This is a genomic window from Streptomyces sp. NPDC007875 (assembly GCF_042868035.1).
GTDB classification, from domain to species: Bacteria; Actinomycetota; Actinomycetes; order Streptomycetales; family Streptomycetaceae; genus Streptomyces; species Streptomyces antimycoticus.
In genome coordinates this window covers 1-18,964 of the sequence record NZ_JBIADZ010000027.1, presented here as the reverse complement: position 1 = coordinate 18,964, position 18,964 = coordinate 1, and the positions used below count along the sequence as shown (strand labels likewise).

The 18,964-nt window shown below is 70.0% G+C and carries 18 protein-coding genes and 1 pseudogene; 14 read left to right on the top strand and 5 right to left on the bottom strand.

The features are described 5' to 3' along the window. Positions 1-51: 51 nt before the first annotated feature. A complete protein-coding gene (locus ACFYOY_RS38185) occupies positions 52-1,623 on the bottom strand; it encodes a cytosine permease (RefSeq protein WP_351904755.1) in 1,572 nt (523 codons plus the stop codon). A gap of 561 nt (positions 1,624-2,184) precedes the next feature. On the opposite strand from ACFYOY_RS38185, the gene ACFYOY_RS38180 reads away from it, so the two are divergent. From ACFYOY_RS38180 to ACFYOY_RS38125, 12 genes are all read left to right on the top strand, one after another. After that, entirely contained in the window at positions 2,185-3,156 is a 972-nt protein-coding gene (locus tag ACFYOY_RS38180; RefSeq protein ID WP_351904758.1) for a LacI family DNA-binding transcriptional regulator, read from the top strand. Between the two features lie 490 nt (positions 3,157-3,646). Continuing rightward, positions 3,647-4,678 carry a hypothetical protein gene (locus ACFYOY_RS38175; RefSeq protein ID WP_351904761.1) on the top strand — a complete coding sequence of 344 codons (1,032 nt, stop codon included), beginning with the start codon at positions 3,647-3,649 and terminating at the stop codon, positions 4,676-4,678. A 75-nt stretch (positions 4,679-4,753) separates the two neighbouring features. Continuing rightward, entirely contained in the window at positions 4,754-6,022 is a 1,269-nt protein-coding gene (locus ACFYOY_RS38170) for an FAD-dependent monooxygenase (RefSeq protein ID WP_388592226.1), read from the top strand. A 115-nt stretch (positions 6,023-6,137) separates the two neighbouring features. After that, a complete protein-coding gene (locus ACFYOY_RS38165; RefSeq protein ID WP_351904767.1) occupies positions 6,138-7,535 on the top strand; it encodes an MFS transporter in 1,398 nt (465 codons plus the stop codon). Positions 7,536-7,599: 64 nt separating this feature from the next. Next, positions 7,600-8,448 carry an FAD binding domain-containing protein gene (locus ACFYOY_RS38160; protein ID WP_351904770.1) on the top strand — a complete coding sequence of 283 codons (849 nt, stop codon included), beginning with the start codon at positions 7,600-7,602 and terminating at the stop codon, positions 8,446-8,448. Then, a complete protein-coding gene (locus tag ACFYOY_RS38155; RefSeq protein ID WP_388592223.1) occupies positions 8,445-10,817 on the top strand; it encodes a xanthine dehydrogenase family protein molybdopterin-binding subunit in 2,373 nt (790 codons plus the stop codon). Before ACFYOY_RS38160 ends, ACFYOY_RS38155 begins: the two co-directional genes overlap by 4 nt. Continuing rightward, positions 10,814-11,347, top strand: coding sequence for a (2Fe-2S)-binding protein (locus ACFYOY_RS38150; RefSeq protein WP_351904776.1), 534 nt, complete (start codon positions 10,814-10,816; stop codon positions 11,345-11,347). The genes ACFYOY_RS38155 and ACFYOY_RS38150 overlap by 4 nt, the downstream gene beginning before the upstream one ends. Positions 11,348-11,350: 3 nt before the next feature. After that, entirely contained in the window at positions 11,351-12,058 is a 708-nt protein-coding gene (locus ACFYOY_RS38145; RefSeq protein WP_351904779.1) for an SRPBCC family protein, read from the top strand. Beyond that, positions 12,055-12,717 carry an isochorismatase family protein gene (locus ACFYOY_RS38140; RefSeq protein ID WP_388592221.1) on the top strand — a complete coding sequence of 221 codons (663 nt, stop codon included), beginning with the start codon at positions 12,055-12,057 and terminating at the stop codon, positions 12,715-12,717. The genes ACFYOY_RS38145 and ACFYOY_RS38140 overlap by 4 nt, the downstream gene beginning before the upstream one ends. 37 nt (positions 12,718-12,754) lie before the next feature. Beyond that, entirely contained in the window at positions 12,755-13,615 is an 861-nt protein-coding gene (locus ACFYOY_RS38135) for an alpha/beta hydrolase (RefSeq protein WP_351904785.1), read from the top strand. A gap of 73 nt (positions 13,616-13,688) precedes the next feature. Beyond that, positions 13,689-14,171: a MarR family transcriptional regulator gene (locus ACFYOY_RS38130; RefSeq protein ID WP_351904788.1), complete on the top strand. Its 483-nt coding sequence runs from the start codon at positions 13,689-13,691 to the stop codon at positions 14,169-14,171. Positions 14,172-14,249: 78 nt separating this feature from the next. Further along, entirely contained in the window at positions 14,250-15,029 is a 780-nt protein-coding gene (locus ACFYOY_RS38125; protein WP_351904791.1) for an Asp/Glu racemase, read from the top strand. 11 nt (positions 15,030-15,040) lie between these two features. Here the strand turns inward: ACFYOY_RS38125 and ACFYOY_RS38120 are convergent. Continuing rightward, positions 15,041-15,430 (bottom strand): annotated as a pseudogene (locus ACFYOY_RS38120) (xanthine dehydrogenase family protein molybdopterin-binding subunit); the annotation flags it as partial. Positions 15,431-15,491: 61 nt separating this feature from the next. Here ACFYOY_RS38120 and ACFYOY_RS38115 point away from each other — a divergent pair. Continuing rightward, a complete protein-coding gene (locus tag ACFYOY_RS38115) occupies positions 15,492-15,620 on the top strand; it encodes a hypothetical protein (protein WP_351904794.1) in 129 nt (42 codons plus the stop codon). A gap of 63 nt (positions 15,621-15,683) precedes the next feature. On the opposite strand, the gene ACFYOY_RS38110 is transcribed toward ACFYOY_RS38115, so the two are convergent. From ACFYOY_RS38110 to ACFYOY_RS38100, 3 genes are all read right to left on the bottom strand, one after another. After that, entirely contained in the window at positions 15,684-16,283 is a 600-nt protein-coding gene (locus tag ACFYOY_RS38110) for a TetR family transcriptional regulator (protein WP_351904797.1), read from the bottom strand. Next, positions 16,283-17,746 carry an MFS transporter gene (locus tag ACFYOY_RS38105; RefSeq protein ID WP_388592217.1) on the bottom strand — a complete coding sequence of 488 codons (1,464 nt, stop codon included), beginning with the start codon at positions 17,744-17,746 and terminating at the stop codon, positions 16,283-16,285. The genes ACFYOY_RS38110 and ACFYOY_RS38105 overlap by 1 nt, the downstream gene beginning before the upstream one ends. 230 nt (positions 17,747-17,976) lie before the next feature. Continuing rightward, complete coding sequence (locus tag ACFYOY_RS38100) at positions 17,977-18,717, bottom strand: TetR family transcriptional regulator (RefSeq protein ID WP_351904804.1); 741 nt, start codon at positions 18,715-18,717, stop codon at positions 17,977-17,979. Between the two features lie 41 nt (positions 18,718-18,758). Here ACFYOY_RS38100 and ACFYOY_RS38095 point away from each other — a divergent pair. Next, on the top strand, positions 18,759-18,964 hold a 206-nt coding region (locus ACFYOY_RS38095; RefSeq protein WP_351904807.1), incomplete at its 3' end, for an acyl-CoA dehydrogenase family protein.

The window sequence follows — 18,964 nt, the reverse complement described above, 5'->3', positions numbered from 1 at the left end:
AGCTCCTCGAGCGGCGGCGAGACCCGCGCGGGCCTCGCCGCCACGGGTCGGTCAGCGTTCCGTGCGGTCGGCAGCGTGCCTGCCGGCCGCGTCGGGAGTCGGTAGCTGCAGCCCGCGCTCCCCGCGAGCGGTGTCTTCCGCGGTCACGAGCGAGTAGTCGGGCTTCGGGTCCAGCCGGAGTCCGAAGGTGAGGATCGCGTAGAGCGCGGCGCCGAGCGTCAAGGCGATGACGATGCCGAGCCCGCTCGACCCGAACACGCCGGTGCGGCCCTTCTCGGTGAGGAGGAATCCCGTGATCTTTCCGAAGTTCGGGTCGGAACTCGTCACGAGGCCGAGACCGACGACGGTTCCGATGATCAGACTCACAATCGCCGTCCAGCGCCCGTCGCGGCCGCCGTAGCCACGAGGGTTCGCCATATCGGTGTTCCAGCCCATGCGGCGCTGCCGGATGAAGTCGATGAGCTGGATGCCGCCCATGGTGCCCATCATCACGGCGATGAGCGACAGGAACGACTGGAACGTGGCGAGGAACGAGGTGGAGATGAACAGCAGGTAGAAGGCGCCCGCCGCGATGATGATCGCGTTGATCGCGGTCGTCACGGAGCGGCGCAGCGGTACGCCGACCGCCATGAGCGCGAGGCCGGAGCTGTACATGCCGGTGATGGCGGCCGAAACGAGCGAGATGACGATCACGATGGAGAACGGAACGAAGAACCACATCGGCAGGAGCGCGGTGAGCGCCCCGATCGGGTCGGACGCTGTGGCGGCACCGAGCTTCGAATCCCCGCCGACGAGAAGCGCGCCGACGGCGAGAAGGATGACGACCGGCAGGCTGAGCCCGGCGACCGTCCAGCTGATCACGCCGCGCGCCGGGGTATCACGCGGGAGGTAACGGGCGAAGTCGCCGCCGTAGTTGAGGAAGCCGAGGCCGACGAGGGTCATCGCCATGATGATGCCGCCGATGAACACCAGCGGTCCGCCCGCAGGGGTGTCACCGAGGCGCGCCCACTCGATCTCGGGCACCATGAATCCGAGGAACGCGACCGTCATGATGCCGGTCACCCACGAGATCCAGACCTCGACCTTCATGATGAGCTCGTGGCCGAGGACGGAGACCGCCATCGTCACGGCGAGCACGAGCACGAACCACAGCACGATCGTGGACGTGGCGCTCGACCCGTCCGTCTCGGCGAACACCGAGGGCCACAGCTTCGCGAACAGGTTCGCACCGGTGGTCGAGGCAAGGGTGATGATTGTCACCTTCCAGCCCATATTGGACAGGTAGGCGAAGAACGCGGGGATCCTGTTGCCCTTCATGCCGAACGCGAAACGCGTCTGGGCGAGGGTCGGCAGTCCCGTGCGGGGGCCGCCGACCGCGAGGATGCCGACGAGGGTGGCCGAGATGAGGTAGCCGACGGTCCCGGCGACGATCGTCTGCCAGACGTTCAGGCCGAGGCCGAAGACGAAAATGCCGTAACTGATGCCGAGGATCGAGATGTTCCAGGCGAACCACACGGCGAACAAGCCGCGCGGCTTCCCGCGCCGTTCGGCATCCGGAACGGGATTGACGCCATTCGATTCGACGGTCGTGCCTTTACGACCTTGCTGAGCCTCATTGCTCATGGAAGGGCGCCTTTCGACGTATGGCGATGTGGGGAGGGGCGGGTGGTTGAGTTCGGGGAAGCCCTGGGTTCGCGTTCGAGGAGCGCGTCGACCGCGTCCGGGGTCGACGCCGCTCCGCGTGAGGCGTGCGCGGTGACGTCCGTCGCGGTCGCGGCGGATGCGGATACGGCGGTGAGGCGGACCGCTAAGCGGTGGGGTGGACCGCTAATCCGCCGGTGAGAGGGGCGCCGGGGGCGGCCGGGGCCGTCGCCGGCGCGAGGGCGAGCAGACCGGCGAGGGACTGGTGCGCGCCCTTGCCTCCGCCCGCCTGCGAGCGCCTGGTGGTGCGAATCCGCTCGGCTCCGCGCGGCAGGCGCGGCAGTGTGCGGCCGAGGCAGAGGTTCACCGATCCGACGACAAGCACTCGTCCGCCGCCCCCCGGGGCCTGTGGCGGGCGACGCTGCGGTACTCTCGCCGTCGGGAAAAGCATTTCCGAACCTAAGCACGCTGGCCCCTGCCGCGTCAACGGATCGCCGAGACCGCCCTGTTAGCATCGACGGGCAGGAGTCAGGGGAGATCAGGATGAGCGCGCGCATCGGCTTGAAGGACGTGGCGTTGCGCGCGGGGGTGTCAGTGCCGACGGCGAGTCGTGTGCTGTCCGGTGTTCAGCGCAATGTCGATCCGGAGCTGGCGTTGCGGGTACGGAACGCCTGCGAGGAACTGGGTTACCGGGTGAACGCGGCGGCGCGGGCGCTGCGGATTCAGTCGACGGATTCGCTGGCGCTTGTCGTTCCCGCGATCGCGAACGCGTACTTCGCGGAGCTGGTGTCGGCGTATTCGCGCCGCCTGGATCTTCAGGGCAAGCGGCTGGTGACGATCGACACGGGCGAGAGCCCGGAGACCGAGCAGCGCCAACTCGGCGCCATGGATCGTGTGCTGGTGGACGCGGTACTCGTGGTGCCTGCGGCGTTCGAGCGGAGTGGCGCGGCGATCACGGAGCTCGCGCGGTCCAACCGTGTCGTGCAGGTCGACCGCCGTGCGCGAGGCGTCGAAGCGCCGTCGGTACGGCTCGACAACGCGGCGGGGGTCCGCCTGCTTGCGGATCACCTGCGGGCGCGGGGCCGCCGCGGCATCCTGATGGTCGACGCCCAGGAAGACTCCTCGTCGAGCATCGAACGCACAACCGCGTTCCGCGCGCTCGCCGGGCCGGACGACCGGGTTCTGGAGATGCCGAACTTCACAGTGGCGAGCGGCATCGACGCGGCGAAGCTCCTGCTCGCGAACCCCGGCGCCACAGACGCGATCATCTGCACCGCCGACACCGTCGCGCTCGGCCTGCTGACGGCACTCCAGCACGCCGGTAAACGGGTGCCCGCTGAGTACGCGATCACGAGTTTCGACGGCACGTACATCTCCGACACCGCCGCGCCGGGGCTCACCACCCTGGGCTCGACCGCCGAGCGCATGGTCGAGGCATCCCTCGCCCTCCTCGACGGCGGCAGCGGTGATGTCGTCCTGAAGCCGGAGCTCGTGGTCCGCGGTTCCAGCGGCTGACCGCGAACCCGGGGTCGCACGCACAGTTGTGCGGCGGACACGGAGAGGACGGAAATGCCGGCGCCTGACCGGCACTGATGGGCGCCGGCCGGAGGCCGTGGCCACCTTCGCGGTGAACCATTTCTGGTTTCGGCGCCTGGCGGGCACATCCATGTAACACGCGGGCCGAGGCGGTGTGGTGTCGGATGCGAACGTTCCACCGCAGGTCAGGGCTGTGACGGTGACGGCCCTCCCCGGTGTCGCCGGAAAAGATCCGTGTTAACTCCGGGACCACCCCTTGCCAAGCGGAGATAGTACGTGTTCGGATTATCTCCGTCGGCCGGACAACGCAACCGGTCCGAGTCCGCTGCTCGCCATGTGAGGCGAGGGACCCCGCGCCCTGCCCGCTCTTCGCCATTCCCCTCGACCGTCGCCTTCAGGGCCTGGCCGCGGCATTCCCGCCGCCACCGCAAGGCCACGGTCGGTACCGCAAGCGACCTGGGAGGAAAACGTGTTCGATCTCTCTTCCGCCGATCTGCTCGACGCCTTCACCCGCGAGTTGCGACTGTGCAAGGTCCGCGAGGGCGAGCACGTGGTCGTACTGTCGGAGCCCGGCAGCCGGGGCGACTACGTGTCGGCGGCCTTCGGTGCGGCCAAGGCATGTGGTGCACACGTCATCGCGGCGACCGTGCCCGGGGGCAGCCCCGCGCCGATGCCGAGCACACACACCGGCGCGGGCCCCGGGCTGCTCTCCGTCCTCAACGACAGCACCGCCCAGGACCTGCTGAAATCCGCGGACCTGGTCGTCGACCTGACCCGCGAGGGCTTCATCCACGCGCCGGTACAGCAGGAGATCCGGCGGGCCGGCACCCGCATCATCTTCATCTGCGACGCGCCCGACGTGCTCATTCGCAATATGCCCAAGGCAACCGACAAGGCGGAGGTGCAGGAGGGCGTCGACCTGCTGAAGAGGTCGTCCGTCATGCGGGTCACCTCGGACGCGGGCACCGACCTGACCGTGCAGCTCGCGGGCGCCAAGCCGGAGTTCCAGTGCGGCTTCGCCGACGATCCGGGCCGCTGGGACCACTGGCCGAGCACCATGGTGCTGTGCTGGCCGGAGATCTCCAACGGACAGATCGTGCTGGATGAGGGCGACATCCTGCTGCCCTTCAAGGAGTACGTCAGCAGCCCCGTCACGCTTCAGGTATCCGACGGCCACATCGAGAAGGTCTCCGGCGGAGCCGAGGCCCGGATGCTGTCGACGTTCTTCGACGACGCACAGGACCGTTGGGCACGCAGCCTGTCCCACATGGGCTGGGGGCTGATGCGTACGGCCGACTGGTTCGCCACGGCGATGTACGGCAAGGACGAGCTGATGGGCATGGACGCCCGCGCGTTCGCGGGGAACTTCCTGTGGTCGACCGGGCCCCACCCGGTCCTGGGCCGCGAGTCGTACGCCCACCTCGACATCGCCATGCGGGGCTGCACCGTCTCGGTGGACGGCACCGAGGTCGTCACCGCCGGGACGCTCACCGACCGCTGAGCGCCTCCGGGGCGAGCCGCCGTACCGCCGCGCCGCACACAAGACCATGACGCGCCCGCACATTGGAGGAAGAGAGTGGCGTCCAGTCAGTCGTTCGAAGTCACCGTCGTCGGGGGAGGACTCGGTGGTCTGACCGCCGCTCTGGCGCTGCGCCACCGCGGCCTGCGGGTCACCGTCCTGGAACAGGCCGCCGAACTCGGCGAGGTCGGCGCGGGCATCCAGACCGCGCCCAATGCCAGCCGCGTCCTGATGGGTCTCGGGCTGCGCCGGCAGATGGAGGCCATCCACACGGAACCGCTCGACCAGGTGCGGCGCCGGTGGACGGACGGCCGGATCGTCGGCCTGACCTCGCTCGGGCAGCGCTGCAAGGACGAGTTCAACGCCCCGTACTGGCATTACCACCGGGCCGATCTGCACCGCATGCTGCTGGACGCCTGTGTGGACCCGGCGGGCCCCGGGCCCGTCGTGGCGGTCCACACCTCCAGCAAGGTCGTCGAAATGGACCGCACCGATCCCGTGCGGCCCGTGGCGGTCACCGAGGACGGACGGCGCTACGGCGCCGATGTGATCATCGGCGCCGACGGCGTCCGATCCCAGGTGCGCGACCTCATGGGCGCCCCCGACACGCTGCTGTTCTCCGGCGAGATGGCTTACCGGGCGCTGATCCCCGGTGAGCTCATCGCGGCCGACCCGGCCACCCGTTGGCTCGTGGACCGCTATCAGAGCACCATCTGGTACGGGCCCGACCGGCACCTCGTCCACTACATGATCCGGGGCGGCGACTACCTGAACGTCGTGGCGTGCGTCCCCTGCACGGACGCGGTCCGCGAGAACTGGACGCTTCCCGCCACCGTGCAGGACCTCGTCGACGCGTTCTCGGGCTGGGACGACCGTGTCCCGGCGATGCTGTCCAAGGCGAAGGACGACGTCCTGGCCTTCGCCCTCTACTACCGGCGCCGCGACCCCGTATGGCTTGACGGCCGCGTCGCCCTCCTGGGCGACGCCTGCCACGCGATGCTCCCGTATCAGGCGCAGGGCGCCTCGCAGGCCATGGAGGACGCGGCCGTACTCGCCGAGGAACTGGGTGCTGTCACCGCCTCCGGCATAGAAGGGGCGCTGCGCCGCTACGTCGACCGGCGTGCCAAGCACGCCGGGATGGTCCAGGACGCGTCGCTCGCGAACAAGACCTTCTACCACCTGCCCGACGGCCCGGAGCAGCGGGCCAGGGACGAAAGGCTCAAGAACTTCGACGGCGAGTCGGACGTGTCGTACGACTGGCTGTGGAGCGGAACGCCGCTCAACGACCCGGATCTGGGGGCGTTCTCCTACCAGTTCGCCCGCTGAGCCCAGCGCCAGTGGCGGGAGCCCCCGCGCACTGACGACCCGCACGCCCGAGCTGTGCGTACCACACCCGCAATGGCGCGGCATGCACCCGATACGCGACCACCGTGGAGTGAACATGAAAACCGGTGATCAGATCGTTCAGGAACTTCCCTGGAGATGGGGCGTCCAGGGACGCATTTTCATCATCGGAGGTCTCGGCTACCTCTTCGACGCCTACGACATCGCCCTGAACGGTTTCCTCATGCCGCTCCTGGGTTCGCACTTCGGCCTCTCGCTCGGCGGGCGCGGGCTCGTGGCGACCGCCAACCTCGTCGGCATGGCCGTGGGGGCCATCGCCTGGGGCGCGGTCGCGGACCGCATCGGACGCACGAAGGCGTTCAGCGTCACGCTGCTGATCTTCGCCCTGTTCTCGGTACTGGGTGCCCTCGCGCCCACGTACCCCCTCTTCCTGGCCCTGCGCTTCCTCGCGGGTGTGGGGCTCGGCGGCTGCATCCCCGTCGACTACGCCCTGGTCGGTGAGTTCTCGCCGCGGGCGTACCGCGGCCGGGTGCTCACCGCGCTCGACCTGTGGTGGCCGGTGGGTGTGACGCTGTGCGGTCTCGTCTCGACGGTGATGCTCCCCCTCGACGGCAACTGGCGCTGGATGCTGGCGACCATGGTGCTGCCCGCGCTCCTGCTGTTCTGGGTGCGCCGGGGCATCCCCGAGTCACCGGTCTACCTGACGAAGAAGGGACGCGAGGCCGAGGCCAGGGCCGTCATCGACGACCTCGTCGCCCGTACCGGCGCTCCGGCCGAGCCGTATGTCATCCCGGAGCCCGTCGCCGGGACCGGCCGGCGCGGTGTGACCGCCGCCGTGGAGCAGCTGCGCGACATATGGGCGCACAGCCCGCGCGTCACCTCCGTGGCCTGGTCGCTGTTCGCCACCGTGATGCTCGTGTACTACGCGGCTCTCAGCTGGATGCCCTCCATCCTCAAGGAGGAGGGCCTGGGGGACACCGCCACCTTCATGAACACCACCGTGATGAGCGGCGTCGGCATCCTCGGCGTCCTCGTCTCCACCGCCCTGGTGGACGTGGTCGGCCGCAAGTGGCTCATCGGCATCTCGGCTCCGGTCGCCACCCTCGCGCTGGTGGTGTTCGCGCTGGTGATGAGGGCGCCGACCGGGTCCGTCGTGGCGATCGCCGTGTTCGGCTTCGTCATGCAGCTCACCATCCCCGCCATGTATGCCTACGTCTCCGAGCTGTACCCCACGCCTCTGCGGGCCAGCGGCTTCGGCTGGGCCTCCTCGGTCAGCCGGGCACTCACCGGGTTCGCGCCGCTGCTGTTCGGGTCGGTGATGTGGCCGGCGCTCGGGCTCGCCGTGACGTTCGCCGTGCTCGGACTCGCGGTGCTGGTCGCCGTCATATGGATGGCCATCGCGGCGCCGGAGACGAAGGGCCGGGCGCTGGACGAAGACACCGCGGACGTCCGGGCTCAGGACCCTCGCGCGGTCCGCGAACAGACGGTGGTCTAGGCCGCCGGGACATGCACGGAACCGCACACGGGGCGACCCCCACGCAAGGGAGGACAGGAAACCCATGAAGCCCGCGCCCTTTCAGTATCACCGGGCCCGTGACGTAGCCGGCGCCGTCCGGCTGCTGGCCGAGCTGGGTGACGACGCCAAGGCCATCGCGGGCGGACAGAGCCTGGTCGGAATGATGAACTTCCGGCTGGCCCGTCCGCACCACCTCGTCGACATCGGCGGCCTCCGGGAGCTCGACCGCATGCACCGGGATGCCGACGGCGCCCTGCGGATCGGGGCGCTCACCACCCACCACACCGTGGAGACCGACCCGGCGGGCACACTCGCGCAGGGCTTCGAAGTATTGCGCCGGGCCATGGCCTGGATCGGGCATCTGCCGATCCGTACCCGCGGCACGGTCGGGGGCAGCATGGCCCACGCGGACGCCACCGCCGAATGGTGTCTGCTCGCGGTGCTCCTGGACGCCGAGTTCGTCGTACGCGGCCCGCTGGGCGAACGCGCGATCGCGGCCGGGGACTTCTTCCTCGGCTACTACACGACCGCCCTCGCCCCGGACGAACTCCTGGTGGAGATCGTCTTCCCACGGACGGCGCCGCACGCGGCGCTCACCGAGTTCGCCGAGCGACGTGGCGACTTCGCGATCGTGGCGGCAGCCGTGGACCTCGACGTCGTGGACGGCGCCGTTCGCGGCGGCCGGGTGGCGCTGGGGGGTGTGGCGGCAGCGGCGATCCGCGTTCCGGAGGCGGAGGCGGTGCTGACCGGCGGCGGCTCCTTCGACGCCTGTGCGTCCGCCGCGGCGGCGGCCGCCGACCCCCCGGGTGACGCGTCCTGCGGCCCGCGCTACCGCAAGGAACTGGTCCGGACCCTGGTCCGGCGCGCCTGTGAGGAGGCGATGTCCCGATGACACGTCAGGAAAGAGGGCGGCCGCTGGTGGGCCGGTCGGTCCCGCGCCGGGAGGACCGGCGGCTGGTGTCCGGGCGCGGCCGGTTCGTCGACGACATCGCCCTGCCCGGCATGCTGCACGCGCAGTTCGTGCGCAGCACGGTCGCGCACGGCGAGATCGTGTCCGTGGACCTGTCGGCGGTACGCCGCGTCCCGGGCGTCGTGGCGGCGTTCACCGCGGACGACCTGGCCATCGGAGACATCACCGCTCAGCTGGGACGGCCCCGGTCACAGTTCGTGCCGACCGCCATGCCGGTACTCGCCCGCGACAAGGTCCGCTATGTCGGGGAGCCCCTCGCGATCGTCGTGGGCCTCGACGCCTACGCCGCAGAGGACGGCCTGGAGGCGGCGCATGTGGAGTACGCCCCGCTGCCACCGGTCCTCGGCGAGGAGACGGCGCTCGCCGACGACGCGATGCTCGTCCACGACCAGGCCGCCCGCAACACCCTCGTGGACGTCTCGCTCTTCGCGACCGACGGGATCGACGACATCTTCGACGCGGCCCACCGCGTCGTCGAGGTGGACGTCACGACCGGCCGTCAGAACGCGCTGCCGCTGGAGACCCGCGGCGCCGTGGCGCACTGGGACGACCGCGAGGAACAACTTCTCCTCCAGACCTGCACCCAGGTCCCGCACCAGGTGAGAACGGTCGCCTCACGCTGCCTGCGCCTCGACGAGCGAGCCGTGCGGGTCGTGGTCCCCGACATGGGCGGCGGCTTCGGCCAGAAGTGCGTGGTCGGACGCGAGGAGATCGCGGCCGCCGCGGCCGCGCTGAGACTCGGGCGGCCGGTGAAATGGATCGAGGACCGCAAGGACGCCCTGTCCGCGTCCTTTCTCGCCCGCGAGCAGCACTACCGGGCGCGCGCCGCCTTCGACGCCGACGGCCGGATCCTCGCTCTCGACGCGGACGTGGTGTGCGACATGGGCGCCTACTCCTGCTACCCGTTCACCGCGGGCATCGAGCCGCTGATGGCGTCCGCCGAGATGCCCGGGGTGTACAAGGTGCCCGCCTACCGGGTCCGCGGCCGGGCCATCACCACCAACAAGGCGCCGACCGCACCGTACCGGGGTGTGAGCCGCCCGCAGTACGTGATGGTCGTCGAGCGGCTCTTCGAGCGCGCCGCCCGCGAACTCGGCCTGGACCCGGTGGAGATCCGCCGCCGCAACGTCATCACCGACTTCCCCTATACGGGCGTCAACAACATCACCTACGACCCCGGCTCGTACCTGGAGTCCCTGAACCTGTGCGAGCGGGTCGTCAGGGACGAGGGCTGGTACGACACGCGGGCCGCGGCGGCGGCCGAAGGACGGCACATCGGCATCGGCTACGCCTGCTTCAGCGAGCGCACCGGATACGGCTCCTCGGCCTTCGCGCAGCGCAAGATGCAGGTGGTGCCGGGCTTCGACATCTCCGAAGTACGGATGGACACCAGCGGCGCGGTGACGGTCACCACCGGCACGATGAGCCACGGGCAGAGCCACGAGACGACAATGGCGCAGATCGTCGCCGACGCACTCGGCCTCGACATCGCCCGGGTCAGGCTCCACCAGGGCGACACCGACCGTGTCACCTACGGCTGGGGCACCTTCGCGAGCCGGTCCATCACCGTCGGCGGCAGTGCGGTACGCCTGGCCGCCGAGCGACTCGGCGACAAGCTGCGCGCCATCGCCGCCGCCCTGTGGGACACCGAGCCGGAGCAGGTGGAGCTGGGGGAGGGCCAGGTGCGCCGCCGAGGCGGCGACGGTGCCCGTGACGTGCTCACCCACCAGGAGATCGCCGACGTCGCCTACCTTCGGGCGGACCTGCTGCCCAAGGACATCGAACCGGGGCTGACCGCGACCGCCACCTTCGACGTCTTCAACGACGGCACGTTCTCCAACGCCACCCACGGTGTGGTCGTCGAGCTCCACCAGGACACCGGGCAGGTGGAGATCCTGCGATACGTGTGCGTCGAGGACTGCGGGGTCGCGATCCACCCGCAGGTCGTGGAGGGACAGTGCCGGGGCGGGATCGCGCAGGGCATCGCCGGTGCCCTGTACGAGGAGGTGACCTACGACGCGGTCGGCGAGCCGTCGGCGACGAGCTTCATGGACTACAAGGTGCCCACGGCCCACGAGATCCCCGAGGTGTCGATCCACCACCTTGAGACCCCTTGCGCGTTCACCGCCACGGGAGCGAAGGGCGCCGGAGAGGGCGGCACCATCGGGGCGCCCGCCGCCGTCCTCAATGCCGTCAACGACGCACTGTGCCCCACCGGCACCGAACTCGACCACACTCCCATCACGCCACAGACCGTGCACCGCGCCCTGAACCCGGAGCCCGTTCCATGACCGATGACACCCTCATGACGCCGCGGGAGCCACAGCTCATCGCGTTGAATGTCAACGGCGAGCAGCACGAGGTGATCACCGAAGCCCGCCGCACCCTCGTCGACGTGCTCCGCCATGAGCTGCGCCTGACCGGAACCCACGTCGGGTGCGAGCACGGCATCTGCGGCGCCTGCACCGTGCTCGTCGACGACCGGCCCGTACGTGCCTGCCTTATGTTCGCGGCACAGGCCGAGGGCGCCCGCATCCGTACGGTGGAATCCCTCGCCGACGGCAACCGGCTGAGCGACCTCCAGCGGGCGTTCAGCGAGCACCACGCCCTGCAGTGCGGTTTCTGCACACCGGGGTTCCTCATGCTCGCCGAGGGCTTCCTCGCCGAGCGGCCCGAGGCGACCAAGGAGGAGATCCGGGAGGTCGTCGCCGCCAACATGTGCCGGTGCACCGGCTACCAGACCATCGTCGAGGCGATCGACGCTTGTGCGACGGCCCGCCGCCGGGCCTGCACGCGGGCGTGCCACAGCGAGGAGAACTGACCTATGCAGCTGACCAACTCCATTCCGGTCAAAGCCTCACCCGATGACGTCTTCGCCTTGATGAACGACGTCGAACGGGTCGCCTCGTGCATGCCGGGCGCCGCGCTCGAAGGGCAGGACGGCGACACCTGGAAGGGCAGCGTAAAGGTAAAGGTGGGGCCGATCACGGCCGCGTACGCCGGCACGGTCCGCTTCCTGGAAGTCGACTCCGAGCACCGGCGGCTGCGCGTCCACGCCCGCGGCGCCGACACGCACGGAAGCGGCGACGCGGAGGCCGAAGTCGTCCTCGATGTGCTGGGCGCACCCGAGGGCGCGCTGCTCCAGCTCGCCACGGATCTGGTGATCCGGGGCAAGATCGCTCAGTTCGGCAAGGGCGCGATCGGCGCCGTGTCGGAGCGGATCCTGCGGCAGTTCGCGCAGAACCTGGCCGGTCTGCTCGATCAGGACCATGCCGCCGGGCAACCCGGTCCGCTGTCCGCGGTGCCCGCCGCCCCTTCAGCCACCGCTCCGGCCGCCGCGCACCCCGTCTTCACGCCTGCCGCTCCCGCTCGGCAACCCGAACTCGACGGCCTGTCCATGGTGTTCGGCCCGGCCGCCGCCAAGTACGGGATGGTCGCCGGGGCGTTCGCGCTCGGTCTCGTCCAGGGCTGGCTCGTCGGCCGGATGCGCGCCCAGTCACGCGAACTGCGCACCCTGCGGAGGTCGTGGTGAGCGACGCGCAGTACGGGCAGGACACGGAACGCACCTACGAACGGGCGGGCTTCGGAGCGCCGGTCCGGCGCGGCGACCGGCCGGCGATCGTCGTGGTCGATCTGACGCGCGGGTTCACCGAGGACCGGTTCCCGTCGGGGGCCGATCTGACCGAGGTGGTCGCTGCGACGTCCGCGCTCATCGAGGCAGGCCGTCCCGCCGGAGTGCCGGTCGTGTTCACGACCATTGCCTACACCGCGGCCGAGGCGACCGGAGACGCGGTGACCTGGCTGCACAAGGCGCGAGGCATGCGAGGCCTGGTCGAGGACAGCGAGGAAGTCACGATCGATCCACGGCTGCCGCGTGGGGCACGGGACCACGTGATCGCCAAGAAGGGCGCTTCCGCGTTCTTCGGCACGGCGCTGGCCTCCTTGCTGACCGGGCTCGGCCGCGACACCGTGCTCGTCTGCGGGGCGACGACCAGCGGCTGCGTGCGGGCCACTGCGGTCGACGCCGTGCAGTCCGGGTTCTCGGTGCTGGTTCCGCGCGAATGCGTGGGCGACCGCGCGGCCGGTCCTCATGAGGCGAACCTGTTCGACATCCAGGCCAAGTACGGCGACGTGATCGACCTCGAGGACGCCATCGCCTACCTCTCGGCGCTCCCCGTAGCAGCGTCATGACCTTGCCCTACCCGCACCACCCGCCGTTGGAGGCCGCATGACCCCGTACCCGTCCCCGGCTGCCCGCCGCCTGCCGCAGAGCGCGCTCGCCGATCTCGCCGATGTGCCCGCCACGAGCCGCTGGGTGCACTCGGGCGCCACCCGCCTGCACGTCCTCGACTACGGCGGCACTGGTGTCCCGCTCCTGGTCCTGCCCGGCATCACCAGTCCCGCGATCACGATGGACTTCGTCGTGCGTGAGCTGACCGACCTCGTGCGTCCGGTGGTCGTCGACGTCCGCGGGCGCGGGCTGTCCGACGATGGCGGCGGCTATGGCCTGGAGGAGTACGCCGAGGACACGGAGGCCGTCGTCATGCGGCTCGGGCTCGACCGGCCGGTGCTGTTCGGGCATTCCATGGGCGCGCGCATCGCCGCGGTCACCGCGGCGCGGAACAAGGTCCCGCTCCGGGGCACGGTGCTGGGCGACCCGCCCATGAGCGGCCCGGAGCGCGGACCCTACCCGACCCCCGTGGACGCCTTCCTGGACCAGCTGGCCCAGGCCGTACGCGGCACCACCGCCGAGGAAGTGGCCGGGGCGTGGCCACGGTGGCCGCACCGGGAGCTGGAGTTGCGGGCCCGCTGGCTGTCCAGTTGCGGCGAGGAGGCCATCAAGGCCACCCACCGCGGTTTCGAGAGCGAGGACTTCTTCGACTGGTGGCCCTCCGTACCCGGCCCCACGGTGCTGCTGTACGGCGCGGACAGCCCCGTCGTCACCGAGGTGGGCGCGGCAGAGGCGGCCCGGAAGAACCCCACGGCCTCACTGAGCCGGATACCGGACGCCGGCCACATGCTGTTCTGGGACAATCCTCCCGCCGCCCTCGCGAGTCTGCGGGAAGCACTGCGCTCGATGCTCGCCTGACCGGTGGCCCCTCGATTCCCAGCCGCTCGATCCCCGTGCCGGGGCGATGACACGGCGTGCTTAAGTAGGCGCCATGGCTGACGAAACCGCACCCTCGACGTCCGCGCGGCCCCGGCCACCCGCCGCGCTGACGACCGCGCCCGGGTACCAGGTCCGGCGCCTGTACCAGGCATACCTCGCCGTCTGGATCAGGGCGGTCGACCCGCTCCTGACCGGCCCGCAGTTCGCGGTGCTCCAGGTCGTGGACGCGAGCCCGGGGCACGACCAGCGATCGCTGGCGTCAGCGGTCGCCCTCGATACGTCGACCATGACGGACGTCGCCCGCCGACTGGAGAAGCGCGGCCTGATCGTCCGCAGAACGGCCGCCGACGACGGCCGGCGCAAACTGCTCTACCTGACCGAGGAAGGCAAACGCACCCTCGACGACGCGAACCGCCGCGCCCGCCTGCTCGACGAACAGCTCCTGGAGCCGTACGGACCACAGCAGCGCGACGACATCACGCATCTGCTCGCATCCCTCGCCGACCACTGGGAGCAACTGACCCAGGACGGGTGAACCGCCGTGGCACGGCAGGCCACGGAACGGGCCCCGGGACGTCGGCGGGCCCCGTACACCGGACAACCGGAGGATTCCGTGACCGATCACCACGTCGGCCTGATCGTGCCCAGCTCGAACCTCACCATGGAAAAGGAGTTGCCCCGGATTCTGCGGCTGCGCGAGTCGGCAGTCCCCGAGGACCGGTTCGTGTTCCACAGCAGCCGGATGCGCATGCAGCATGTCACCCCCGAGCAACTGCGCGCCATGAACGCGCAGACCGAGCGTGCCGCGCTGGAACTCGCCGACGCACGGCCGGACGTGGTCGCCACAGCCTGTCTCGTCGCGATCATGGCCCAGGGCGCGGGGTACCACTGCACGGCGGAGGACGAGATCACCACGGTGCTGCGAGCCCAAGGCGCACAGGCACCCGTGGTGTCCAGCGCCGGTGCCCTTCTCGACGGCATCAAGGCACTCGGGGCCAAGCGGGTCGCGATCATCACGCCCTATATGAAGCCGCTCACAGGGCTGGTCGCGAACTACATCGAGGACGCGGGCATCGAGGTCGTGGACGCGCTGAGCCTGGAGGTACCGGACAATCTTGCCGTCGCCCGGCTGGACCCGGCGGATCTGCTGGACCACTGGCGACGCCTGGACCTGTCACGTGCCGACGCTCTCGTACTGTCGGCATGCGTCCAGATGCCGTCACTGCCGTCGATCCAGCCGGCCGAGGACGCGGTCGGCCTGCCCGTCCTGTCCGCAGCCACCGCCACGGCGTACCGCATCCTCACCGAACTCGGCCTGCCCCCGCACGTGCCGGGCACGGGCAGTCTCCTCGGCGGCCGCCTTCCCACCCCTGCCCGTAGTGCTCCGGAGTAGCTGTCGCCCGTCGCCGGGGCATCGGCGAGATCGGTGGTGGGCCGTTCGGCGTCGTAGCCGACCTTCCCCAGGCTCGCGGCGTGCTGGGCGGCCTCCAGGGTGGTGGCCACGACGACGGCGACCGGCTGGCCGTGGAAGTGGACCTGGTCGTCCTGGAAGACGCGCAGCCGCTCCCCCGGGAGGTTGAGCGATCCCGGGTTGTCGCGGTAGGGCAGCTTGGGGGCGTTGCGGTGGTGGATCACCTTCAGCACACCGGCCTGGGCTTCGGCGGCGCGGGTGTCGATGCCGGTGATCCGGCCTCGGGCGACGCCGCTGTCGACCACGATGGCGTGCACGACGCCGTCCGGCTCATGGTCGGCGGCGTACTTCGCCTGCCCTGTCACTTTCAGGCGCCCGTCCACGCGGGAGAGGGGTACGCCGACGGCTGCCTGCGTCCTGATCGGTGAACGCCTCCTGCAGCGGGTGGAGTTCGTCGCCCTCGGCCAGGCCCTCGACGGTGGTGACCTCGACGCCCTGCTCGACCTCGCCGCGCCCCAGCTCGTCAAGCACCCGGACACCAAGCGCGAACAGCAACCGCGCACACAGCCCTGACCAGCGTCGTGGACAGCGCTCGTGGCGTGGGGTCAGGCCGTACCACTCCTTCTCGACGGAGGGTTATGGGCCGTGCGGAGCCTGCTCCGTGTGTGCCTGCACGGCGGCCTCGAGGATGGCACCGATCGCCTCGGGGCTCATGGCCGACAGCCCGTCGAAGAGGTTGCTCGAACGCAGCGCGATGACGCCGATGAGGCAGGAGATCAGGACTTCGGCCCGGCCGACGGGATCGTCGGCGCCTTCTGCCGCCAGTCGGTTGGCGAGAGGTGAGATGAGCCGGGTGCGCATCTCGTCGGCCGCGGAGGCGCGTACTTCCGGGGCGCTGCTTCGGGAGAGAAGAGCCTGGACGAGCGGCCCCGGTGCCCCTCTGCGGTCCGCTCGGTGCAGTGCGTACGCGGTGAAGGCTCCCAGGTCCAGAGTCTCCGCCGGGGCGCTGACCTCACGGCTGTCCTCGGCCACGGCCGACCTGTAGACGGCGGCCTTGTTGCCGAAGTACCGCGCGATCAAAGAGGCGTCGACACCAGCGCGCTCACCGATGTCCTTCAGCGTCACGGCTTCGTACCCGTGGCGGCCGAACAGATCGCGGGCGGCGGTGAGCAAGGCGGCACGCGTGGCGTCCGAGTCTCGCTTCTTGCCACGCGAGCGATCCGTCTCCGAGCCCATCAAACGTCCTTTCCGGCCTGGTTCCCGTCACTGCGGGGAACCACGGCGGACGATACCCGACCGGGTCCCGTCGGCCGTGTGTCCACGGCCGGACCCCCTGCCGCCACGGCGGGCACCGCATCGGACCCGGTGCTTCGGCGCGGCGGAAGGACGACGGCGGCGATGACACCGAGGAAGGACGCGGCCGCGGTCACCAGGAAGGCCGTGGTGTAGGCGGTGCCGCGGGGCAGGTCGCCGCCGGCCGGAGTATAGGCCAGCATGATCGCGGAAATGGCGGCGCTGCCCATGGAGCCGCCGACCGTTCGCAGTACCTGATTGAAACTGGTGGCGCTTCCGGTTTCGGAGGGCGGTACGTGTCGCACGATGAGCAGGGGCATGACCGCGTACGCCGCCCCCACGCCGTTGCCGAGCAGGAACGTGCCGAGGACGAGGACGGCCACGTGGTCGCGACAGAAGGCGAGCAGGACGAGGTCGACGCAGACCACGAGTGCGCCCAGCGGAAGCACGCGGTAGAGCCCGACCCGCGCCACCAGAGCCGAGGCGACGCGGTTCGCCGTGAGGCTGCCCAGCGACAACGGCATCAGGACGAGGCCGGCAGCGGTGAGGGACAGGTGGAAGCCGTATCCGGCAGCGGCGGGGACCTGGGTGTAGAGGTTGACCAGGGACAGCACGCCGTACATGCCGATGCCCATGAGCAGGGCCGTCGTGTTGGCGGCCAGGACCGCGCGGTTGCGGATCAGCCGGATGTCGACCAGAGGGTGCCGTGCGCGCAGGGCCTGCAGCACCCACAGGGCGAGCACCACGACTCCCGCACCGAAACACCCGAGGGTGGCGGCCGAGGACAGGCCCCAGGCCACACCTTGGCTCAGGGCCAGCAGGATCACGCCCAGCCCCGAACAGAGCAGCGCCGCCCCCGCCACGTCGAGCGGACGTCGCGGAACCGATGAACCCACGGGCACCACCCACGACACCACCACCAGAGCGACGGCACTGAGGAGCGCCGCGAACCAGAAGCCCGCACGGTAGTCGAGATGCTGGGCGATGATCCCCGTGACGGGGTAGCCGAGTCCCGCTCCGACCGATGTGGTGATGGAGAGGGAGGAGATGCCGGAGCGCATGCGCTCCTTTGGAAGATGGTCGCGGGCGACGGCGATGGCGAGCGGCATCAGGCCCATCCCGAGACCTTGCAGGGCGCGTCCCACGAGCAGCAGCCCGAATATGGGAGCCATCGCCGCCAGGACGCTTCCGGCGAACACACCGGCCAGGGCTCCTTGGATGGCCCCGCGCCGGCGCGGCCCGTCCCCGAGCCTGCCGAGGACGGGGCCGGATATCGCCCCGGCCAGCAGTGTCACGGTCAGGACCCACTGGGCGGCGCTGAGGGACACGTGCTGTTCGCGGGCGATGGTCGGCACCATCGGCGCCCCCAGTGTGCTGATCACGGACACCGACAGGGCCGTGAACATCAGCGAGGGCAGCAGTATCGGGGGACGCCCCGCGCGGCTGCGGAGGCGCTTGGGATTCCTCCGGACACTCGCACGGCTGCATGTCATTGGTGGATGTCATCGAGCAATGACAAAGCTATCTGGCGATTGTTTCACCGTGACGGCAGGGCGGCACCCCGCCCGCGATCGAGCCGGGCGGGGCTGAGGGGTGTACTCCGCCGCTTATGGTTCAGGGCACTAAGTACCCTACTTCAGGGAACTTGGTTCCCTCTCTGTTCTTCCCGCAATACTTCGTCAAGTCGCTGGATGATCTGCCACCTCGGGGTGTTGCTCTTCGTGACCAGGACGAGAGTCTCGCCAGTGTCGCTCCATGTGCGATGGACGAGGTCGAGTGCCTGGTCCACGCCTGCGGCCGCGTCGCCGCGGGCTCCGGAGCGCAGCCAGGCGCGCAGGCCGAAGTTGTGTGCGGCCACGACGCTCGCGGCGACCGTGTACGCGCGGACGTCGCCGTCCGGCGATGTCGCGAACCGGCGTTTGAGGTAGGCCGCGAGGGCGCGCTCGTAGCGCCGCACCACGGACGTCTCGTAGGCATTGAGCGCCGCGACCTTACGGGTGAGCGCGTACCGCTTCACCGAGAACTCGGCGTTCTCCGCGTACATACGCATGACGAGCCGGGCGGCGCCACAGGCGCGACCGACCGGGTCGGGGTCCTGGGCGCCTTCTTCCAGGTAGCGAACCATGTCGGCAAGGGCTCGTTCGTGATCGGGGAAGACGACTTCCTCCTTGGTGGGGAAGTACCTGAAGAACGAGCGGCGCCCCACGCCGGCGCGGCGCACGATGTCGTCAATGGTCGTGCTGTCGTAGCCGCGTTCGGTGAAGAGTTCGAAGGCGGCCGACACGAGGAGGTCCCTGATGGGGACCTTCTCCTGGTCGTCTGTGGCTGCGGGGCCGCTCTCCCCGCCCCGCCCTGCTCCATCGTGCTGGTCATTCATGGGCACGAAACTACCGACTCCCTTTTGGCGTGGCACTCCACATGCATAATGAGGGTACTGAGTGCCATGTCTTAGGAGAGTACGTGTCGGATTTCGACCTGTATCGCCCGTCCGAGGAGCATGACATGCTCCGTGACGCCGTCCGCTCGCTGGCCGAGGCGAAGATAGCCCCCTTCGCCGCAGAGGTCGACGAGGGGGCCCGGTTCCCCCAGGAGGCGCTCGACGCCCTGGTCGCGAACGATCTGCA

Excerpts from the sequence above, each read along its gene's own strand:
- ACFYOY_RS38160 (WP_351904770.1), top strand. The coding sequence starts at position 7,600 with ATGAAGCCCGCGCCCTTTCAGTATCACCGGGCCCGTGACGTAGCCGGC.
- ACFYOY_RS38110 (WP_351904797.1), bottom strand. The coding sequence starts at position 16,283 with ATGGGCTCGGAGACGGATCGCTCGCGTGGCAAGAAGCGAGACTCGGAC.
- ACFYOY_RS38105 (WP_388592217.1), bottom strand. The coding sequence starts at position 17,746 with ATGTTCACGGCCCTGTCGGTGTCCGTGATCAGCACACTGGGGGCGCCG.
- ACFYOY_RS38100 (WP_351904804.1), bottom strand. The coding sequence starts at position 18,717 with ATGAATGACCAGCACGATGGAGCAGGGCGGGGCGGGGAGAGCGGCCCC.
- ACFYOY_RS38165 (WP_351904767.1), top strand. The coding sequence starts at position 6,138 with ATGAAAACCGGTGATCAGATCGTTCAGGAACTTCCCTGGAGATGGGGC.
- ACFYOY_RS38180 (WP_351904758.1), top strand. The coding sequence starts at position 2,185 with ATGAGCGCGCGCATCGGCTTGAAGGACGTGGCGTTGCGCGCGGGGGTG.
- ACFYOY_RS38130 (WP_351904788.1), top strand. The coding sequence starts at position 13,689 with ATGGCTGACGAAACCGCACCCTCGACGTCCGCGCGGCCCCGGCCACCC.
- ACFYOY_RS38155 (WP_388592223.1), top strand. The coding sequence starts at position 8,445 with ATGACACGTCAGGAAAGAGGGCGGCCGCTGGTGGGCCGGTCGGTCCCG.
- ACFYOY_RS38145 (WP_351904779.1), top strand. The coding sequence starts at position 11,351 with ATGCAGCTGACCAACTCCATTCCGGTCAAAGCCTCACCCGATGACGTC.
- ACFYOY_RS38135 (WP_351904785.1), top strand. The coding sequence starts at position 12,755 with ATGACCCCGTACCCGTCCCCGGCTGCCCGCCGCCTGCCGCAGAGCGCG.
- ACFYOY_RS38150 (WP_351904776.1), top strand. The coding sequence starts at position 10,814 with ATGACCGATGACACCCTCATGACGCCGCGGGAGCCACAGCTCATCGCG.
- ACFYOY_RS38185 (WP_351904755.1), bottom strand. The coding sequence starts at position 1,623 with ATGAGCAATGAGGCTCAGCAAGGTCGTAAAGGCACGACCGTCGAATCG.